General features: G+C 60.9%; 14 protein-coding genes, 1 tRNA gene and 1 pseudogene. 14 read left to right on the top strand and 2 right to left on the bottom strand.

Annotated elements, in window-relative coordinates:
* The first annotated feature begins 500 nt into the window (after positions 1-500).
* Together OCV80_RS08050 and tnpA are read left to right on the top strand one after the other, a co-directional pair.
* A complete protein-coding gene (locus OCV80_RS08050) occupies positions 501-5,441 on the top strand; it encodes an S-layer homology domain-containing protein (RefSeq protein WP_267288343.1) in 4,941 nt (1,646 codons plus the stop codon).
* Positions 5,442-5,607: 166 nt separating this feature from the next.
* Positions 5,608-5,810, top strand: a pseudogene (tnpA, locus tag OCV80_RS16555) (IS200/IS605 family transposase); the annotation flags it as partial.
* Positions 5,811-6,190: 380 nt separating this feature from the next.
* Here the strand turns inward: tnpA and OCV80_RS08040 are convergent.
* Positions 6,191-7,489, bottom strand: a complete 1,299-nt coding sequence (locus OCV80_RS08040) for an FAD-dependent oxidoreductase (RefSeq protein ID WP_119310921.1) — start codon at positions 7,487-7,489, stop codon at positions 6,191-6,193.
* Between the two features lie 807 nt (positions 7,490-8,296).
* On the opposite strand from OCV80_RS08040, the gene OCV80_RS08035 reads away from it, so the two are divergent.
* Complete coding sequence (locus tag OCV80_RS08035; protein WP_119310923.1) at positions 8,297-8,566, top strand: site-specific integrase; 270 nt, start codon at positions 8,297-8,299, stop codon at positions 8,564-8,566.
* A 124-nt stretch (positions 8,567-8,690) separates the two neighbouring features.
* Here OCV80_RS08035 and OCV80_RS08030 read toward each other — a convergent pair.
* Positions 8,691-8,767: transfer RNA gene (locus OCV80_RS08030), tRNA-Arg, on the bottom strand.
* 162 nt (positions 8,768-8,929) lie between these two features.
* Here OCV80_RS08030 and OCV80_RS08025 point away from each other — a divergent pair.
* The 11 genes from OCV80_RS08025 to OCV80_RS07975 form a co-directional block, all read left to right on the top strand.
* On the top strand, positions 8,930-9,559 hold the full coding sequence (locus OCV80_RS08025) for a hypothetical protein (protein ID WP_025544356.1): 630 nt from the start codon (positions 8,930-8,932) through the stop codon (positions 9,557-9,559).
* A gap of 284 nt (positions 9,560-9,843) precedes the next feature.
* Positions 9,844-10,158 carry a hypothetical protein gene (locus tag OCV80_RS08020; RefSeq protein ID WP_021751481.1) on the top strand — a complete coding sequence of 105 codons (315 nt, stop codon included), beginning with the start codon at positions 9,844-9,846 and terminating at the stop codon, positions 10,156-10,158.
* 1 nt (position 10,159) lies between these two features.
* Positions 10,160-12,082, top strand: a complete 1,923-nt coding sequence (locus OCV80_RS08015) for a V-type ATP synthase subunit I (RefSeq protein ID WP_119310924.1) — start codon at positions 10,160-10,162, stop codon at positions 12,080-12,082.
* Between the two features lie 14 nt (positions 12,083-12,096).
* Positions 12,097-12,585 carry a V-type ATP synthase subunit K gene (locus OCV80_RS08010; protein WP_021751479.1) on the top strand — a complete coding sequence of 163 codons (489 nt, stop codon included), beginning with the start codon at positions 12,097-12,099 and terminating at the stop codon, positions 12,583-12,585.
* Positions 12,586-12,607: 22 nt separating this feature from the next.
* On the top strand, positions 12,608-13,294 hold the full coding sequence (locus OCV80_RS08005) for a V-type ATP synthase subunit E (protein ID WP_119310925.1): 687 nt from the start codon (positions 12,608-12,610) through the stop codon (positions 13,292-13,294).
* A gap of 16 nt (positions 13,295-13,310) precedes the next feature.
* Positions 13,311-14,315 carry a V-type ATPase subunit gene (locus OCV80_RS08000; protein ID WP_119310926.1) on the top strand — a complete coding sequence of 335 codons (1,005 nt, stop codon included), beginning with the start codon at positions 13,311-13,313 and terminating at the stop codon, positions 14,313-14,315.
* A 12-nt stretch (positions 14,316-14,327) separates the two neighbouring features.
* Positions 14,328-14,648: a V-type ATP synthase subunit F gene (locus OCV80_RS07995; protein ID WP_021751476.1), complete on the top strand. Its 321-nt coding sequence runs from the start codon at positions 14,328-14,330 to the stop codon at positions 14,646-14,648.
* A gap of 480 nt (positions 14,649-15,128) precedes the next feature.
* Complete coding sequence (locus OCV80_RS07990; RefSeq protein ID WP_021751474.1) at positions 15,129-16,901, top strand: V-type ATP synthase subunit A; 1,773 nt, start codon at positions 15,129-15,131, stop codon at positions 16,899-16,901.
* Entirely contained in the window at positions 16,898-18,280 is a 1,383-nt protein-coding gene (locus OCV80_RS07985) for a V-type ATP synthase subunit B (protein ID WP_021751473.1), read from the top strand. Before OCV80_RS07990 ends, OCV80_RS07985 begins: the two co-directional genes overlap by 4 nt.
* Positions 18,281-18,429: 149 nt before the next feature.
* Entirely contained in the window at positions 18,430-19,122 is a 693-nt protein-coding gene (locus OCV80_RS07980) for a V-type ATP synthase subunit D (RefSeq protein WP_021751472.1), read from the top strand.
* Positions 19,123-19,203: 81 nt separating this feature from the next.
* Positions 19,204-20,314: FprA family A-type flavoprotein (locus OCV80_RS07975; protein WP_267288342.1), on the top strand; the 1,111-nt coding region annotated here is incomplete at its 3' end.

Genomic DNA, 20,314 nt, shown 5'->3' with positions numbered 1-20,314 from the left:
AAGCCGCAATCTTTCTCATTTTTGCGGCTCTTTTTTGTGTGTCAAAAGACGGGATGGGTCTTGTGTTTCAAAATGCCAGATGGTATAATATTATTATCTATACAGTAAGTAAAGATATTTATTTTCGCTTTTATATTGTCAAAATATAAATTTTGACATAAAAATATTCTAAAGAGAAAAGGATCGAACAGACGCTGACCCGTGACACCCGGACAGCGCGCTAGACAGATACGGTGTCCAAGAAAACTCAGTAATCCACAGCGGACGAATCTGCGGTCTGCTTTCGTCTGCTGCTGGAGCATTTCCAGGAGCGGTCGCTAAATGAACCGCTTATCGTCAGTTGGGAGGAGGTGATGGGACATGCTCTGTGATTTTCCTGTTCGCAGTGTTTACAGGCGGTCTCCGGAGCGGGAGCCGCCTGTAAAGCGGCTGTGTCATTGTGCGTTCTGAACCTGAAGCGCAGGGGTTATAAAGAAGTTATAAAAGGAGGAAACGAGAAAATGAAGAGAAAGTTGCTGTCTGTTCTGATGGCGCTCTGTCTAATACTGACGTTGCTTCCTACGGCAGTGTTTGCAGAGGAACTCACACCTCCGGAAGAATCCGGAGAACAGCAGGAAGAGCAGATCAAGGAGCCTTCGACTCCTGAAAAGGAGCCAGACGATCCGGAGAAAGAGCAGGAGGGAGAAGAGGACCTTCAGCCCAGTGACGGGGATCCGGAACTGCCCGCCGGTGACGGAGAGGATGAAAGGGATCCGCAGACGCCGGAAGACGGTGTACAGGACCCCACCGGGGAGGAAATCCCTGAAAATGGCAGCACCTCTGTGCCGAATGAGGTGCCGCTTCAGGAGATCATTCTTCTGGAGGAGTCCGCCGTTACCATGGAACAGAACGGCGGGACGACGGAATATGACTCCGTCAGTGCGGCCATCGACGCTACGCAAGCGTATAACAAAGACACCAACAAAGGGCTGTACACCATTACACTGAATGAGAACTTGGCTGAAGACGTGGTGATCCCGGAAGGCCGGTATATCAAAATCGACCTGAACGGCCACACCCTGACCAATAAGGAAAGTCATACGATCTTCAACAACAGCACCCGGATTACCATTGTGGATACCTCCGCGGAGAAGACCGGCGTGGTGGATAACATCAGCCATGGCAGGGGTGCGGTGTACAACAACATCAATGCGGCCATCACCCTGCAGGGCGGCTCTTATACCCGCTCTCAGGAGGCAAGTACCGGCAGCGACGCAAGCGGCAGCAACAGCTGGTATGTGTTGAAGAACTTCGGCACCATGACCATCAAAGACGGCGTCACGGTGAAGTTTTCTGATAGCAACTCCGGCCTCTATTCCAGCCTGATCGGCAATGGCTGGCAGAACAGCTCCGCAGCGGAAAATGGCTCCAATGGTGAGCCCCAGCCCAGCGCGGGCGGGAATCAAGCCAAGCTGACCATCAACGGCGGCACCTTTACCGGCGGCCAGATCACAGTAAAGAATGACGATTACGGAGAGCTGACCATTACCGGCGGCAACTTCACGCAGCCCGGCGAGAATCGCTATGCCGTATATAATGCCAACACGGCAACGATCTCCGGCGGCACATTTACCGCCGAGAGCACGGTTGTGGGCTCTGACTACTTTGCAGGCGAGGCCAACACCGGCAAGCTGACCATTTCGAAAGGAACATTCACCAGTGAGAGCAGCGGAACCGCCATTTCCATGGGGGCCGGCGCGGATCTCACGCTCACCGGCGGCACCTTCCAGACGCAGGGCGACGGCTCTTCGTACGTGATCAGTCTGGCAGAAACGGCCACAGCAGAAATTTCCGGCGGCAGCTTCCCCGGCGCCGAGGCGGCGCGGGTTGTCAACAGTTCCGACGCCTTCAGGGATGGTTACGGCGTGGTGGAAAATCCGGATGGCTCCCTCTCTGTCGGGGTGAAAGACGAGTCCGCCGAGGCGGTCGTGATTGCCCGGGATGGAAGCAGAACCAACTACCTGACTTTGAGTGCGGCTGCGAAAGCAGCGCCTGCCGGCAGCACCGTCCAGCTGCAGAAGAATCTCGTGCTCACCTCCGGCATCAGCACTGTAAATTATGGCGTGACCATTGATCTCAATGGCTATGATATTGACGGCACGGCAGTTACCAGCAGTGACGGCGCAGTGGCATTGAAGACGAATTACAGCAGTAAGCCGGTTGACGGCGTGGACTCCACTATGCGGCTCATCAACTCGGTTTCCGGGCAGGGCGGCACCATTCAGGCGAAGCTGCCTGTCAGCGTGAAATCCGGGAACAGTACGATTCCGCTGCCCGCCGAAATCGGCGCCGGCGTGACACTTGTGGTTCTGGAGGGCGGTACGGATGCTGTCAAGCTGGACAGCAGCGCGTATCTCCTATACAGTGAAACTGCGGCAGACTATATTGCCAACGGCGGCTTCCGGGTGAGCGTCGGCGGTGTCGACCGCATTTATGGCCGCTATGCCAATGCGGCGAGTGCTGCCGGGGACAATGCCGTCGTGACGCTTCTGCACGATTATACTGGAAGTGACAAGATCTATTCCGGCAGCCGCAGCGGCACGCTGAATCTTGCCGGCAGAACGTATACTTACACAGGCTCAGACGCGATTGTAGATGTCAATTATGAGAATGTCGGCCTCACCATCCAGAACGGCACCCTGATGGGGACAAGCCCTGAGGCAGATGGAGCTCAAGTGCTGTACAGCAACAGTTCCCTCACCCTGGAAGGTGTTACCGTCGACGTTAAGGGAGAAGATATCTACGGCATCGTCACCAACGGCACCAATGTGAAGAACGCCATCGCCCTGAAGAACAGCACCCTCAACGTGCCCAATGGGAACGGCATCTACTTCCCCAGCACCGGGACAGTGACCATCGAAAACTCCATCATCAACGCCAAGTATGTGGGTGTGCAGATGTGCGCCGGCAGTCTGGCAGTACGGGGAGCGCAGACGGCCATCACAGTGACAGGGGAGCCGACGCAAAAAACTGACAGCGACGGCGTCATCGGCGACGGCGCTGCCATCTCCATTGTGGAGCGGGAGGGCTATCAGGACCTGGGCACCGTCACCATTGAGGACGGAACCTTCCAATCCGCAGAAAGTGTTGATGCAGTCAAGGCCTACGCCTTCAATAATGCGGATAAGACGGAAGAAGCATGGCCCACTGCCGGCGAGGTAGTTTCCGTCTCCGGCGGCACCTTCTCCGCTGAAGTGCCGGAGGCCTTGTGCCAGGACGGCTATGTGGCGGTCAAGGATGAGAACGGCAGCTTTGTGGTGGGGAAAGATCCCGCCAAGACCTTTGTGGCGCAGATAGGCGACAGGGAGTTCACCACGATCCAGGGAGCCATTGACGCGGCCGTCTCCGGCGACACGGTTCAGATCAAACCCGGGACCTATGCCGAGGATCTCACAATCAGCAAGAAGATCACGCTGCTTGGCAGCGGCGCGGGCGAAGCCGGCACGATCCTGACGGGAACGGTCAGTGTTGCCGCGGATGGCGTCACACTGGATGGCATCTGGTTCCAGCAGACCTATTCTGAGGAGGACTCTAAGGACCAGGGTGCCTGCAAATTAAAAACCACGGAAACGGGAACAAATCTTACCATCCAAAACTGCATTGTTCAGCGGATGACCGGCACTGCAATTCCCTATGGCGCCATTGTTCATTACGGCGCCGCCGAAGGAACCCTGACTCTGAAAAACACGGAATTGATCGCCCCTGTTGCCGGGACCGCAGACGAAATCAACAGTGCGTCTCCTTCTGTGATCGGCGTTGCTGCTTGGGCGCAAACCGGCGAGAATATCGACGAAGCGTGGAAGCTGGTTGTAACAGACTGTACCATCCGTACCAACGGATTTGCGGTGTTTGACCGTTGGAACAACGCCACCTATACCAATACGACCTTCACCGGACTGGAAGGCGTGGAGGGACTCGATGACATCGAGGTCAAAACGTGCTATATGGCGCTCAATAATCCCCATGCAAATGATGTGACATACGATCATTGCACCTTCCGGAACATGCGCAGCTGGGGAATGCTGGTTGCAGGCGAAGAGCTCACGGTGACAGACTGCACCTTTGATGGAACAAACCAGTCCTGTGCGATCTCTGTGGCCTATGGTACAATCGACAAGTGTACGATTACGGGGAACACCTTTGATCTGAGCGGCAGCGGCAGCGGAATTATGTTCAGCGGCGCGGTGACCGAAACCTCCACAATCACAGTTGCGGACAACACATTCAAAAACTGCAGCCAGGAGGGCGGATACTGCGTCAATAATACCAGCGCTGTGGAAGGAGAGCAGGTTGCTCCGATCACGGTCACAGGATCCACCTTTATCGACTGTGCGAACAAGTATCTGAACCAGGTAAATGTGGAGGAAGCCGCAGCCTCTGATACCGCTTACGTGGTGTCCGGAAACACGGAGACGTACTACGAGACGCTGGCAGAGGCGATCTCCTCCGCGCCCGTGGGTTCGGCCGTGTATCTGCTGAAGGACATCAGTGAAACGGTCTCCGTCTCCAAGAACATCTCTATTTACACAAACGGCCATGCTTTCAGTGCGGCAAATATCCAATGTGCCGCAAACTACTATGTGCGGCAGATCTCGGGAGGGTATGAGGTTTATTATTCTGCCCCATCTACCGGCTCCGGCGGCTCTGACAGCGATCCCAGTTACGCCCCCATCCTGGATGTCGGCAGCGGCGGCAGCGTGAAGGTGAATCCCCGGACTCCCGAGGAGGGCGACAAGGTGACCATCACCCCGGATCCCGACAGCGGTTATGGGGTGGACGAGGTCATCGTCACCGACCGGAATGGCCGGGAGATCGACGTCACCGCCAATCGGGACGGCACCTATACCTTTGAACAGCCCCGCGGCCGGGTGACCATCGAAGTCACCTTCACCCGCACCGGAGAGAGCGCCTTCTTTACCGATGTGCCGGAGACCTTCTGGGCCTACGATGAGATCGCCTGGGCCTATGACAACGGCTACGTCAACGGCACCACGGCCACGACGTTCAGCCCCAACGGCAGCATCACCCGCCAGCAGGTGTGGATGATCCTGGCGCGGCTCAGCGGACAGTCTCCCGCCAACATGGCAGAGGCGCGCACCTGGGCCATGGACAACGGCATCTCCGACGGCACCAACCCCGGTGCGGCGGTGACCCGGCAGCAGCTGGTGGCCCTGCTGTACCGCTTTGCGGAACTGCGGAATTATGCCAACGGCCAGCGGGCCGATCTGAGCGCCTATCCGGATGCCGGCAGCGTGGCGGGGTACGCAGTGGAACCCCTGCAGTGGTCCGTGGCCAACGGCATCGTGGGCGGCACCAGCGCAGGGACGCTGAACCCCGCTGGAACAGCCACCCGCGCCCAGTTCGCGGTGATCCTTTATCGCTTCTGGAATCAGGTGGCCTGAGACAAATCAGAATAAGACAGCAGGGCGGAGAAATCCGCCCTGCTGCTTTTTTGAAAAAGAGAACCACCGGCAAAACCGATGGTTCCAAAAAGCTTTAGCCATGCCGAAAAAATATCCTCCTTTGGTAGAACAATGGAGGTCTGCCAACTGCTACAAGAACCAAAGGAGGAAATTGTGTGAGTACAAGGGGACAGAAATTATAGAGGAGAGGCGTACAAAGATCATGTTCACATATTGGAAGGTATCCCGCCCAAGTACAGCGTTTCACAGATTATGGGGTGTTGAAAGGGGAAAAATAGTCTGATGATCTATGAAAGCATGCGAACATGAGATAAATATGGAAACCGGCATTTCTGGCGTAGGGGATATGACGGCGCGAAGGCGGACCACATCTTCAACGGAACAGGGGATCAAGAATCGTACTGATGGAGAAGGGGCGCACCTATATATCGGATACCGGATATAGATTGCTGTTCAAAAGGGAGCAATGCGGATACTATCTCCCTATATACAGATGGTTCCAAAACCAGCCGGAACTGCTGCCCATATTCCGCCGGAGAGGGATGAGAGGCAGGGCCTGAACCATGCGGCAAGACCGGATCGGCCGATTGCCTTTTCCGGAAGGACTCTGTGCATCTTCTGCGGCCGGGGCAACAGACTAGGGATTGGGGGAAAGATCATGCTTGTTATGCAAACTCCATCTGCGTCTCAGACAGGAAACACAGATGGAGCTGTTTCATTCGGCGGCACTATTTTTTCAGATTCCCCGTTGCCGGGTTGTCGATCAACCTGCCCTCCTCTGTAAAACGGGAGCCGTGGCAGGGGCAATCCCACGTGTGCTCCTGCGGGTTCCATTTCAACGCGCAGCCGAGATGGGGACAACGCTTGGCGGAAGGGGTCAGGAGGTTGACCACGGCCTCGAAGCCATTGACCACCAATTGGGGGCGAAGAATCGTTCTGGAGGGGGAAAACACCTCGGCATAGGGGCTCTGCTTCCCTTGGACAAGATCGCACAGGACCATGGCCGATACCATGGCGGAGGTCATTCCCCACTTGTTGAAACCGGTGGCCACATACAGGTCGGATGCGCTGGCGGAATAGGGGCCGATATAGGGAACGCCGTCCAGAGACATGCAGTCCTGGGTAGCCCAGTGGGATGTCTCCGCGGCCTTGGGATAGTGCCGCTGGGCGAAATCCCGCAGTTCCTGCCAGGCCCCGCCCTGTTTTCCGGTGCGGTGGTCTCCGCCACCTACCAGCAGCAAATTCTTGTAGTTGCGAAAGGACATGCCCGTCTGGGCCTCGTCCACATACATGCCGTCTACATTCGGGGCGTTTTCCAGGGCAATCACATAGGAGCGGTGCTGATACAGTTTGGCAAAGAAGCTGCCGTGCTTATTCAAAAAGGGAAAGTGGGTGGCTACAATTATTTTGTTTGCCGTGACTTTTCCATAATCCGTAATTGCAGTTGTTCCGACCAGCTCCCGCACCGGCGTGTGCTCGCAGATGTGCAGGCTCTTTGAAATCGCGGCGATCCATTTCAGCGGATGAAACTGGGCCTGGTTTGGATATCGAACTGCTCCGGCCACAGGGAAGGGGAGGGGGAGGCGGTCTGTAAATTCCCCAGGAACCCCCAGTTTTTCCAGGGCATCCAGCTCCCGTTCGATTTTCCGGCGGTCATTCAGAGAGTACACATAGGCGGTCTTTTCTTCAAAGTCGCAGTCCATGCCGCGGCACAGCTCCCGGTACTTCTGAAGGGCCGCTTCATTGGCATCAAGGTACTGTTTGGCCTGGCCAGCTCCAAATTTACGGATCAGCTTGTCATAGATCAGGCCGTGCTGGGAGGTGATTTTGGCGGTGGTGTTTTTGGTGATCCCGCCGCCGATCGTCTCAGCTTCCAAGAGCAGATAGAGGACTCCGGCCTGGTGCAGCAGATATGCACATAAAACCCCCGCTATCCCCCCGCCGATAATCAATACATCGGTCTTTGCATCCTGCTCCAGATGACAAAACCCTGTATGTCCGGACGTCTGTTCCCACAATGACTCCATATACGATCCTCCAAATGCGTAATTTAGAAATAGTGTTCTCCAAATCACGGGAACAATATGTGGAGGTTCGACACGATGGCTCTGGATGGAAGGGCGAGCCAACGGCTCCGATGTACACGCTCACCCTGTACCGACGGAAAGACTCCGCAGATTGAAAGCCGTCATTTGCGCTTCCGCCATCCGGAAATTCCAGATGCAAGGAACAGCACTCAGCCCCAGGCAGACACAGATCTGGACGGCGCATGGGAGATGCTTTTGAAAAATCCGGCCAAAACGCAGCGCAGCGGCGCAAAGGCGGCGTTGTCCTGGAGCCTCATAAAAATTCCTTCCCGAAAAATAGTCTTGTGTTTGTGCTGCCGGTCAGCTTTGCTGTGCTTCCTGCTGCTTGCGGATATGAAAGCGGAGGCAGTCCAGACGCTCCAGCTGCGGCCTGATATACTGAATCGAAAGATGGAAAGCTGTCCCGACACAATCCGCCTCCGCAGCTGTCAATTCTTTGATAACTCTGGCCGGAAGCCCGGGCAATTCCTCTCTGGAGATACAGTGGCTCTATAAAGAGCTGCTGAAAAAGGAGGACGTTCAAAGCAAAGAGAACCGCTGTAAAGCAAAAAGACTTGTATGCAAAACAGTGCGGAATCTTCGCCAAATGCCGTCCCCCGCCATGGAAGTAGAGGCGGAACAGTCGCTCATCCGAACAACCCCGGCCAAGAGCTGCGCACACTGCGAAAGGTGGAGCGCAGGAGGTGAAGGACCTGACACCGGATCAGCTGACAGCGTTTTTTCAGAAGGCCGGGAAAAGCGGCGTGTATGAACGCTGCTACATGGACCTGGACAACCGGCCTGCGGCGGGGAGAGCTGTTGGGATTAAAATGGACAGGCATTGACTTCCAGAGAAAAACGCTCCGTATCCAGCGGCGTATCGCCCGGCAGAACGGGGGAAACGTGAAAACAGTCTCTGGAATGATGGGCCATTACAGCGCCGGATTCACGCTGGACACCTACGCCCACGTCACCAAAGACACCCAGATCCAGGCGGTAAACACGGTCAGCGGCATCCTGACAGCAGCGAGGAACTGATAGTAATGGTAGAAGTAGCCTGAAATTTCACCGGCCTGTGGCGTGATATGGGCAGAGACGAAGCGGGGGAAGGACCGGAGAAAAACAGAGAAGCCTGTGTTCTTAGAGAACACAGGCTTCTTGCTGGTACGCCCTGAGGGATTCGAACCCCCGGCCTTCTGGTCCGTAGCCAGACGCTCTATCCAGCTGAGCTAAGGGCGCACATCCTGTCCTGCCGGACAGCTTTATTATAATAGCATGTCTGATTTCAAAATGCAAGAGTTTTTTTGGATTTTTTATGTTAATTTTCAAACCCTTGTAAACGCCGGGGTTCTGTGCTAAAGTGGAGTTAAAGTTTTCATTCGGGAAAGAGAGAAGCGGACCATGGAGAACTACGCATTCAAAAGCGTCGCGTTCGGCGGATTCGACAAGCAGGATGTGATCCACTATATTGAGCAGACTGCCAAGGAGGCCGCCGCCGTCCAGGAGAGGCTGCAGAAGGAGAACGAGGACCTGCAGACAGAGGCGGACAGCCTGCGGACCCAGGTCCGGGAGCTGCAGACGCGGCTGGAGACGGAGACCGCCCTCCGGGAGCAGGCCCAGTCCGAGCTGGAGCAGGAGCGCACAGCCCGGCAGGGGCTGGAGGCATTCAAGCCGGAGGCTGAACGGCTGGCCGCTGAGCTGGAGCGGCTCCGGCCGGAGGCGGAGGCCTACGCCCAGTTCCGGGACCGGGTGGGGGACATCGAGTGCGACGCCCACAAACGGGCCGCTGAGCTGGAGGCGTCCACCACCGCCAGGCTGCGCCGCACGGTGGAGCTGTTCCGGGCCCAGTATGTGACGCTGATGTCCTCCTTCGAGTCCACCGCCTCCCATGTGACGGCGGAGCTGCGGAAAGTTGAGGTCAACCTGTCTCAGCTGCCCCGGGCGATGGACCAGGCGGGGACAGAACTGAACGAGCTGGCCGCCCTGCTGGACCGGAGCACTAAGAAAGAGGAAAAAGAGCCGCGGGGTTGAGCACCGCCGGATCTGAACGCTCGAATGGTGAGCCGGTCGAAAAACATGCATTGGTCAAAGCCGGATTGAGCCCGCAGATCGACCGCAAAGACTTGGGCGCACTCCGCGGATAATTGCCCCCGAAGCTGCCTAAGATAAGACGAACGGGGAGACTGCCCTGGAAAGGAACGACGCGCTATAGACGACCATCCGGGTATTCCTGCCGCCGGCAAGCGGCGGCAGGGAGGCCCTGAAGCCATCCATTTCGCATAGAGAAGCCCCATGACAGGAAAGAGGTGAAGAAGATGCCACTGGAAGTCATCGAGAACATCACACGCGTGGAGGCGGATAACCGGGAGCGCAAGGCCTCCGCAGAAGCAAAGGCGAAACAGATCGTCGCCGATGCACAGCGGGACGGTCTTGCGCTCTTGCAGCAGACGCGGGCTGCCGCTGCGGACCGGGGGCGGGAGCTGCTCCGTCAGGCGGAGGCAAGAGCTGCGGCCAGAGGAGACGAGATCGGGCAAGAAGCCCAGGCGGAGGCGGAGCGCCTGCGCCGTGAGGCGGAGAAGCGGCTGGACATGGCTGCCGATCTCATTGTCGGAAGGGTTGTGAAAGACTGACATGGCCATTGTAAAGATGAAGAGGCTCCGGGTGATCGCCATGGCAGCCTGCCGGGAAGAGCTGCTGGGGCAGCTCCAGCGGCTGGGCTGTGTGGAGATCCGGGAGCCGGAGACCGCCGGGGAGGACTGGTCCGGCCTGCTGGAGCGGGAGAGCTCCCGCCTGGCGGAGGCCAAAGGCGCCCTGGCGGAGGTGAACACCGCCCTGGCCGCCATGCGGCGGTACGGACAGGTGAAGGACGGGCTGTTTGTCAAGCGCAGGCTCGTCACAGAGAAGGAGTTTCTGGGCGGTGGACTGGAGGCGCAGGCCAAAACCGTCACCCAAGACGTGGGGGAGCGGCTGCGGACCCTTTCCGGGATCCAGACCGAGATGTCCCGCCTTCAGGCTCGCCGGGCAGGGCTGCTGCCCTGGCAGGATCTGGACCTGCCGCTGGAGGCGGAGGGAACGGAGCACGTGCTCTCCCGCCTGGGGACCTGCCCCGCGGGAACGGACGTGGGCGCCCTGCGGCTAGAGTTGGAGGCGCTGCCTGCGGAGCTGCTGGAGATCAGCGCCGACAAGCAGCAGCGATACCTGCTGCTCCTCTGCCACCGGGCGGCGGAGGAGCCGGTAATGGAGGTCCTGCGGGCCCACGGCTTCAGCGCGGCTGCTTTTCCGGGGGTCACCGGCACGGCGGCAGCGGATCTGAAGCAGACCGACCGGCAGCTGGAGGAGCTCCAGCGCAGGCGGGAGGAGGCCGAGGCGGCCATTGCGGAGAGCGCCCGGGAGCGGGACACCCTGCGGACCTACGCGGACCGGCTGACAGCGGAGACCGCTCGGGAGAGCGCGGCGGAGCGGCTGCTTACCGACGGGACCATTGTCTTCTTCGAGGGATGGGCCCCGGCGGAGCGCATGGCGGACGTGAGCGCCCTGCTGGAGCGCCTGGGCTGTGCCTGGGAGGCGGCGGATCCCGCGCCGGAGGAGTATCCGGAGGTGCCGGTGAAGCTGAAGAACAACTGTCTGACCCGGCCGCTGAACATGGTGACGGAGATGTACTCCCTGCCTGCCTATGACAATGTGGACCCCAACCCCCTCATGGCGCCGTTTTTCATCCTCTTCTACGGCGTGATGATGGCGGATATGGGATACGGACTGCTGATGATGCTGGCCTCCGTCTTTGTCCTGCGGACATACCGCCCGAAGGGAACGATGCAGCACTTCTTCGGCCTGCTGGGCCTGTGCGGCATCAGCACCTTTGTGATGGGCGCCCTGACAGGCGGTTTCTTCGGCGATTTCCTCACCCAGCTGGCCCAGCTGATCCACCCGGAGAGCACGTTCGCCCTGCCAGCCCTGTTCACGCCGCTGGACGACACGCTGATGATTCTGGTGGGCGCCATGTGCCTGGGCTTTGTCCAGATCCTCACCGGCATGGTGATCAGCGTGGTAGGGAAACTGAAGCGCGGACAGTTCCTGGACGCGTTCTGGGAGGAGATCACCTGGTGGGTGGTCTTCGCCGGAATCGCGCTGGCAGTGCTGGGGGTGACGAACCTGGTGCTGTATGCGGGCATCGTGCTGGTGGTGGCCGGGCCTGTCATCAACGGAAAGGGATTCGGGAAGATCACCGGGATCTTCGGCTCCCTGTACAACCACGTGACCGGCTATTTCGGGGACATCCTGTCCTACTCCCGGCTGATGGCCCTGATGCTGTCCGGCAGCGTCATCGCTCAGGTGTTCAACACCTTGGGCGCCATCCCCGGCAACGTGGTGGTGTTCTTCATCGTCTCCATGGCGGGAAACGCCCTGAACTTCGCGCTGAATCTGCTGGGCTGCTACGTCCATGACCTGCGGCTCCAGTGCCTGGAGTTCTTTAAAAACTTCTATCAGGACGGCGGAAAGCCCTTCCGCCCCCTGGCGGTGGATACAAAATACGTGGATATTCAAAAAGACTGAGGAGGAATCGAGATATGGAGTTCTTTGAGGCATTCGGCGGTTTGGCATTGGGTCTGCTGGGCGCTGGTCTGGCAGCGGTCCTCTCGGGCATCGGGTCGGCCAAAGGCACCGGCATCGCAGGCGAGGCGGGCACGGGGCTTCTGTGCCAGGATCCCAGCAAGTTCGGCAAGGTGATGATCCTCCAGGTGATCCCCGGCACCCAGGGTCTGTACGGCCTGGTGGTGTGGTTCTTCGCGGTGTTCCGCATGGGGCTGCTGGACGGCACCGCCTTTGATATGACCGTGCAGGAGGGGCTGCGGTATTTCGTGGCCTGCCTGCCCATGGCGTTGGGCGGCCTGTTCTCTGCCATCGCCCAGGGCCGCGTGGCCGCCGGGTCCATCAACCTGCTGGCCAAGAAGCCCGACGACTGGTCCAAGGGCATGGTGCTGTGCATCACGGTGGAGTTCTACGCGATCCTGTCCCTGCTGGCCTCCATGCTCATGATTATCAACATCAGCGGCTGACCCTGGAGAAAGGGGACAGAGTATGAACGGTATCGACAAGATCACACAGCGGATCGGCGCGGACACCCAGGCGGAGATCGACCGCATCCTGGCGGACGCCGCCGCCCAGGCGGAGGCCGCGGCCGACAAGTTCCGCACCCAGGCGGAGGCCGAGGACCGGGACCTGCTGGCAAAGAGCGAGAGGACCGCGGCGGAGCGGGAGGAGCGCCTTGTCAGCGCCGCCCAGATGGAGGCCCGGAAGACGCTTCTGACCGCCAAGCAGGAGATGGTGGAACGGGCTTACCAGCGGGCGCTGGAAAAGCTCCGTTCCCTGCCGCAGGAACAGTATGTGGAGCTGCTGGCGGCGCTGCTGGTGCGGGCGTCCTCCACCGGACGGGAGGAGGTTGTCTTCTCCACGGAGGATCGGGAGGGCGCCGGCAAGGCGGCTGTGGCCCGGGCCAACGAGCTGCTGGCCAAGGAGGCCGCGCCGGAGCTGCCCCTCGGGGACGGCGTGGTAGCCAATCTTCTGAACAAGGTGGCCGCCGGCGTCAGCGCCTTCGCGCAGGGCACGGCCATGCTGGCCGTGTCGGAGGAGACCCGCGACATCTCGGGCGGCTTCATCCTGAAGGATGGGCGCATCGAGGTCAACTGCACCTTTGACGCCCTGGTGCGCGCGGAGCGGGAGCAGACCGCCGGCGAGGTGGCGAAGCTGCTGTTCCCGGAGGCGTGAGGAAGGAGGCGTCGGTTTGGCAAAGACCATCAAGGACACCGATTACCTGGTGATCTCCGCCCGGGTGAAGGCCCTGGAGACAGGGCTTCTGACGGCGGAGCGGATGGAGCAGATCCTGGATGCCAAAAGCGGCGAGGACGCGGGGAAGCTCTTGCAGGAGTGGGGGTATCCCCAGCTGGATCCCCGGCGGCCGGAGGCCATGGACGCGGCATTGTCCGCCGTGCGGGAGGCCACCTTGGCCGACTTGGCGGAGGGAACGCCGGACGCCCGGTATATCGATCTCTTCAAAGTGAAATACGACTATCATAATGTGAAGGCCCTGCTGAAGGCGGAGGCTGTGGGCACCGCCCCGGACCGTATGCTGATGGACATGGGCCGGGTAAGCACCGCCGAACTGGCAGAGGCGGTCCGATCCCGGGAGCTGGATGGCTTGCCGGAGACGCTGGCCGCGGCCGTGGTGGAGGCCCGGGAGGTGCTGGACACCACCCGAGATCCCCAGCTCAGCGACATCGTGCTGGACCGGTGGTGCTACCGGGATATGGCGGCCCTGGCAGAGGAGACCGGCAGCGCGTTCCTCCGGGGCTATGTGGCGGTGCAGGTTGACGCAGTGAACCTGCGGACGGCGGTGCGGACGCTGCGCATGGGAAAGGGGGCGGACTTCCTCCTGGGCGCGCTGCTGGAGGGGGGAGACCTCGCTCCGGATGCGGTGGCAAAGGCCGCCTCCAGCGGGGCCGCGGGCCTGCGGGAGCTCTACGGCGCCACCCGTTTCCGCGACGCCGCGGAGGCAGGGGCAGAGGCCCTGAAGGGCGGCCCCCTGACGGCGTTTGAAAAGCTCTGTGACGACGCGGTGGGGGACTATCTGGCGGGCGCTCAGTCCGTGCCTTTCGGCGAGGCCCCTCTGGTAAGCTATCTGGCCGCACGGGAGACGGAGTACACGAACCTGCGGATCCTGCTGATGGGCCGCGCCGCCGGCATCGACCCGGCGGTGATCCGCACCCGCCTGCGGGCAAGCTATGTGTAAGGAGGCGGCGCCATGGCCACAACGTATCGGATCGCCGTGATCGGCAGCTGGGAGTCCGTCATGGGCTTTCGGGCCCTGGGACTGGAGACGTATCCCGTCACCGCCCCCGAGGAGGCCCGGGAGACCATCCGGGAGCTGGCAAAGAGCGGCGACTGCGGCATCATCTATCTGACGGAGCAGCTGGCAAAGGACCTGCCGGACGTGCTGGACCGGTATAAGGACGAGCTGCGGCCCGCCATCATCCTGATCCCCGGCCGGGAGGGCTCTCTCGGCATCGGTATGAACAACATCCAGCAGTCCATTCAGAGAGCGGTGGGCGCGGATATCCTCTGAGGAGAACAGGCTGACGCCGCTATGGCATTGCGATTTTCGACCCTGTTTGGGCCGCAATCGCGCCTCGTGTGCACACCGTCGGGCCAAGCCGGTCAGCAGGTGTTGCCGCACCTGCCGACCGGGGGCCTTCCTCGAAACAGCCCCGCTTTTCCGCCTCTGGCGGCGTTTCGGCTGTTTTCCCTGAGATGTGCCGGCGGGCGAACCCGCCTGCGCTGAATTCCCGCGCCGGTCTGCACCCAAGGGGATTTCCGCGCCGCTTCCAGCGGCTTGGGCGCGGACTGGTGGACGCCGCCCCAGGCGGCTGAGTCGGGGATTGTTCACCGCATACACGCTGCGGCGGACATGATGAATATTTTTCTTTTGCCTTACGGTGGGAGAACTGGAAAAACCGCGGGTTTTTCCGGGCACTATTTCTTGGCTCCGGCGGTTCGCGCCGGAGGTCCTTCCGGCGAAACTGGTGTGAAAGAAGGTTGAGCGAGTTTGAGCGGTAAGATTGTGAAGGTATCCGGACCGCTGGTGGTGGCCACGGGCCTGGCGGACGCCAATATGTCCGACGTGGTCCGCGTCGGCCCCCAGCGGCTGATCGGCGAGATTTTGACGATGAAGGGGGACTCCGCCTCCATCCAGGTGTACGAGGAGACCTCCGGCCTGGGACCGGGGGCGGAGGTGGTCACCACCGGCGCTCCCATGAGCGTGGAGCTGGGCCCCGGCATGATCGAGGGCATCTATGACGGTATCCAGCGGCCGCTGGAGAAGATCGTGGAGAAGGTGGGTGCCAACATCACCCGGGGCGTGGAGGTCCCCGCCCTGGACCGGGAGAAGAAGTGGGACTTCACCGCCGTGGTCACCCCCGGCACAAAGGTGGAGGGCGGCGACGTGATTGGCACCGTGCCGGAGACGCCGGTGGTGCTCCACAAGATCATGGTGCCTCCCAACATGAGCGGCACCATTACGGACATCAGGAGCGGCTCCTTCACCGTGGAGGAGACCGTGGCCACCCTGCGCACTGACAAGGGGGAGGACGTGCCCCTGACCATGGTGCAGAAGTGGCCGGTCCGGATCGGGCGGCCCTACAAGCACAAATATCCCCCCAAGCGGCCGCTGTGCTCCGGCCAGCGGGTCATTGACACCCTGTTCCCCATTGCCAAGGGCGGCACCGCCGCCGTGCCCGGGCCCTTCGGCTCCGGCAAGACTGTGGTGCAGCACCAGCTGGCCAAGTGGGCGGATGTGGACATCGTGGTCTACATCGGCTGCGGCGAGCGGGGCAACGAGATGACCGACGTGCTCCGGGAGTTCCCGGAGCTGAAGGACCCCCGCACCGGGGAGTCCCTGATGAAGCGGACGGTGCTGATCGCCAACACCTCCGACATGCCCGTGGCCGCCCGTGAGGCGTCGGTCTACACGGGCATCACCATCGCGGAGTACTTCCGGGACATGGGCTACGACGTGGCGGTCATCGCTGACTCCACCTCCCGCTGGGCGGAGGCCCTGCGCGAGATGTCCGGCCGGCTGGAGGAGATGCCCGGCGAGGAGGGGTACCCCGCGTACCTTGCCTCCCGCCTGGCCCAGTTCTACGAGCGGGCCGGCAGCGTGGCCTGCATCGGCTCCGATGACCGCCGGGGCAGCCTCACCGCCGTGGGCGCCGTGTCGCCGCCGGGCGGCGACCTGTCCGAGCCCGTGGCGCAGGCCACCATGCGGATTGTCAAGGTCTTCTGGGCCCTGGATTCGTCCCTGGCCTACAAGCGCCATTTCCCGGCCATCAACTGGCTGAACTCCTACTCCCTGTATCTGGACTCCCTGAAGCCTTGGTTTGACGAGAACCTGGGACCGGAGTTCCTGGAGGACCGGGCCAGCGCCATGAGCATCCTCCAGAGTGAGGCCAGCCTGAACGAGATCGTCCAGCTGGTGGGCAAGGACGCCCTGTCCCCGGCGGACCAGCTGACGCTGGAGGTGGCGCGGATGGTGCGGGAGGACTTCCTGCAGCAGAACGCCTTTGCGGATGTGGACAGCTTCTCCAGCTACGACCGGCAGGAAAAGCTGCTGGCCATGGTCCTGCGGTACGACCGGCTGTGCCGGGAGGCCATCTCCAAGGGCGCGCCGGTGGCGAAGCTCTTCGCCGTTCCGTCCCGTGAGAAGATCGGCCGGGCCAAGAGCGTGCCGGCTGAGGAGTACCAGCAGGTCTACCAGCAGATCTCCGCGGAGATGGAGCAGGAGATCACCGCCATTGCGGAGGAAGGAGGAGAGGACGCATGATCCGGGAATACAGAACGGTAGAGGAGATCGCTAGTCCTCTGATGATCGTCCGCATGGTGGACGGCGTCACCTATGACGAGCTGGTGGAGGTGGAGCTCCACGACGGCTCCGTCCGCCGGGGCCAGGTGCTGGAGGTCAACGGCGACACCGCGGTGGTGCAGCTGTTCGAGTCCGCCGCCGGCATCAATCTGGCGGACGCCAAGGTCCGCTTCCTGGGCCATCCGCTGCAGCTGGGCGTGTCCGCCGATATGCTGGGACGGGTGTTCAACGGCATGGGCCGGCCCATCGACGGCGGGCCGGAGATCCTGGCGGAGGAGTACCGGGACATCAACGGCCTGCCCATGAACCCGGCGGCCCGGGACTACCCCAACGAGTTCATCCAGACCGGCGTCAGCACCATCGACGGGCTGAACACCCTGGTCCGCGGGCAGAAGCTGCCCATCTTCTCCGGCTCCGGTCTGCCCCACGCCAATCTGGCGGCCCAGATCGCCCGGCAGGCCAAGGTGATCGGAGACGACACCTCCAAGTTTGCCGTGGTGTTCGCCGCCATCGGCATCACCTTTGAGGAGTCGGAGTTCTTCGTCAGCGAGTTCAAGCGCACCGGCGCCATCGACCGGACGGTCATGTTTTCGAACCTGGCCAACGACCCGGCGGTGGAGCGCATCGCCACCCCCCGGATGGCCCTGACCGCCGCGGAGTATCTGGCCTTTGAGAAGGATATGCACGTGCTGGTCATCATGACTGACATCACCAACTACGCCGAGGCATTGCGGGAGGTCTCCGCCGCCAAGAAGGAGGTCCCCGGCCGCCGCGGCTTCCCCGGGTATCTGTACACGAACCTGGCCACCATCTACGAGCGGGCCGGCCGCCAGCTGGGGAAGAAGGGCTCCATCACGCTGATCCCCATTCTGACCATGCCGGAGGATGACAAGACCCACCCGATCCCCGACCTGACGGGTTATATCACCGAGGGGCAGATCATCCTCAGCCGGGAGCTGTACCGCAAGGGCATCCACCCGCCGGTGGACGTGTTGCCGTCTCTGAGCCGTCTGAAGGACAAGGGCATCGGCGAGGGCAAGACCCGGGAAGACCACTCCGGCACCATGAACCAGCTGTTCGCGGCCTACTCCACCGGCAAGGACAACAAGGAATTGATGTCCATTCTGGGCGAGGCGGCTCTGACGCCCACGGACCTGCTGTACGCCAAATTCGCCGACGAGTTTGAGAAGCGGTATGTGAACCAGGGCTACGAGGAGAACCGTTCCATCCAGGAGACGCTGGATCTGGGCTGGGAGCTGCTGAGTATCCTGCCCAAGAGCGAGCTGAAGCGGATCAAGCCGGAGTATATCGAAAAGTACTGGCCCAAGAAGGAGCTGTGAGCCCCTTCCGGGGACCCCGGGATTTTGGCGGCCGCCCTCTCTTGGCTGCGGCCCATGATGAGGATTTGCCGCGCGTCTGCTGCGGCGCGGAGGCGCCGGGCCGCTGACCGCGGGCCCCCAGGCCAGGATGGAAAGAAGGCGATTGACAGATGCCCAATATCACGGTCAACCCCACCCGGATGGAGCTCACCCGCCTCAAGGGCAAGCTCCGCACTGCCCAGCGGGGCCACAAGCTGCTGAAAGACAAGCGCGACGAGCTGATGAAGCAGTTTCTGGACACGGTGCGGGAGGTCCGCGCTCTGCGGCAGGAGGTGGAGGAGGAGCTGATGACAGTCCACGGCGCCTTCACCGTGGCCTCCGCGCTCATGAGTTCCCAGGCGCTGGAACAGGCGCTGCTGGACCCCAAGCAGAGTGTGAAGCTGACGCAGACCACCAAAAATATCATGTCGGTTAACGTGCCGGTGTATGATTTCCAGACGCAGACCCGGTCTGACGCGGACATCTACCCTTACGGGTTCGCGGCCACCTCCGGCGAGCTGGACACGGCCGTGGACGCCCTGGGAAAGGTGTTCCGGAAGATGCTGAAGCTGGCGGAAGTGGAGAAATCCGCCCAGTTGATGGCGGAGGAGATCGAAAAGACCCGCCGCCGGGTGAACGCTCTGGAGTACGTGGTGATCCCAAACACCCAGGACGCCATCCGGTATATCACCATGAAGCTGGACGAGAACGACCGGGCCACCACCACCCGTTTGATGAAGGTGAAGGATATGCTGCTGCAGCAGTCCATCGAGGAACAGCGGCAGCGGGACGCGGAAGTGCTGGAGCGGTTCCGGGAGGCTTGACGAAATACGCAAAGCGGTGTAGGATAATAACGCTACACCGCTTTGCTGCGTTTAACGCGTTAGAAAGGAAGAAAAGCAACTATGCATTGCGTGACAAACATCCACGAGGACCTGTACTGGCTGGGAGGCTCTGACCGGCAGCTGGCGAAGTTTGAGAATGTGTTTCCCATTCCCCGGGGCGTCAGCTATAACGCCTATCTGGTGCTGGATGAGAAGACCGTCCTGCTGGACACGGTGGACAAGGCCGTGGGGGAGCGGTTCTTCGAGAACCTGGAGTTTGCCCTGGCCGGCCGGCCCCTGGACTATGTGGTGGTGAATCACATGGAGCCGGACCACTGCGCCACCCTGGGCGAGCTGCTGCGCCGCTGGCCGGGCGCCCAGGTGGTGGCCAACGCCAAGACTGTCCCCATGGTCAGCCAGTTTTTTGACTGTGATATCTCCAACCGGGCTGTGGTGGTGAAGGAGGGGGATACCCTCTGCACCGGCCGCCACACCTTCACCTTCCTGATGGCCCCCATGGTCCACTGGCCGGAGGTGATGGTGACCTATGACGCCGCCGACAAGGTGCTGTTCTCCGCCGACGCCTTCGGCACCTTCGGCGCCCTGAACGGCAACATCTTTGCCGATCAGGTGGACTTTGAGCGGGATTGGCTGGACGATGCCCGCCGCTACTACACCAACATCGTGGGCAAGTACGGTGCCCAGGTCCAGTCCCTGCTGAAGCGGGCCGCCGGGATGGAGATCCAGATGATCTGTCCCCTCCACGGTCCCATCTGGCGGGAGAATCTGGAGTGGTTCCTGGAGAAATACCAGCGCTGGAGCACCTACACCCCCGAAGATCGGGGCGTGGCCATCTTCTGCGGCTCCATCTACGGCCACACGGAGAACGCCGCGGAGATCCTGGCCGCCCGCCTGGCAGAGAGGGGCGTAAAGAACATCGCCCTGTACGACGTGTCCCATACGGACGTGTCCTACCTTGTCAGCGAGGCCTTCCGGTGCAGCCATCTGGTGCTGGCTTCCGCTACATATAACGGGGAGATCTACACCCCTATGGAGAACTTCCTGCGGGATCTGGCCTGCCACGGTCTCCGGGGCCGTTCCGTGGCCCTGATCGAGAACGGCACCTGGGCCGCCCGCTCCGGGATGCTGATGACCAAGCTCCTGGAGGAGATGAAAGAGATGCGGGTGATGG

Origin of the sequence: Oscillibacter acetigenes (assembly GCF_025567605.1) — a bacterium.
Lineage (GTDB): Bacteria > Bacillota > Clostridia > Oscillospirales > Oscillospiraceae > Oscillibacter > Oscillibacter welbionis.
Note: the sequence above shows the minus strand (reverse complement) of the source record. Positions and strands in the feature narration are given on the sequence as shown.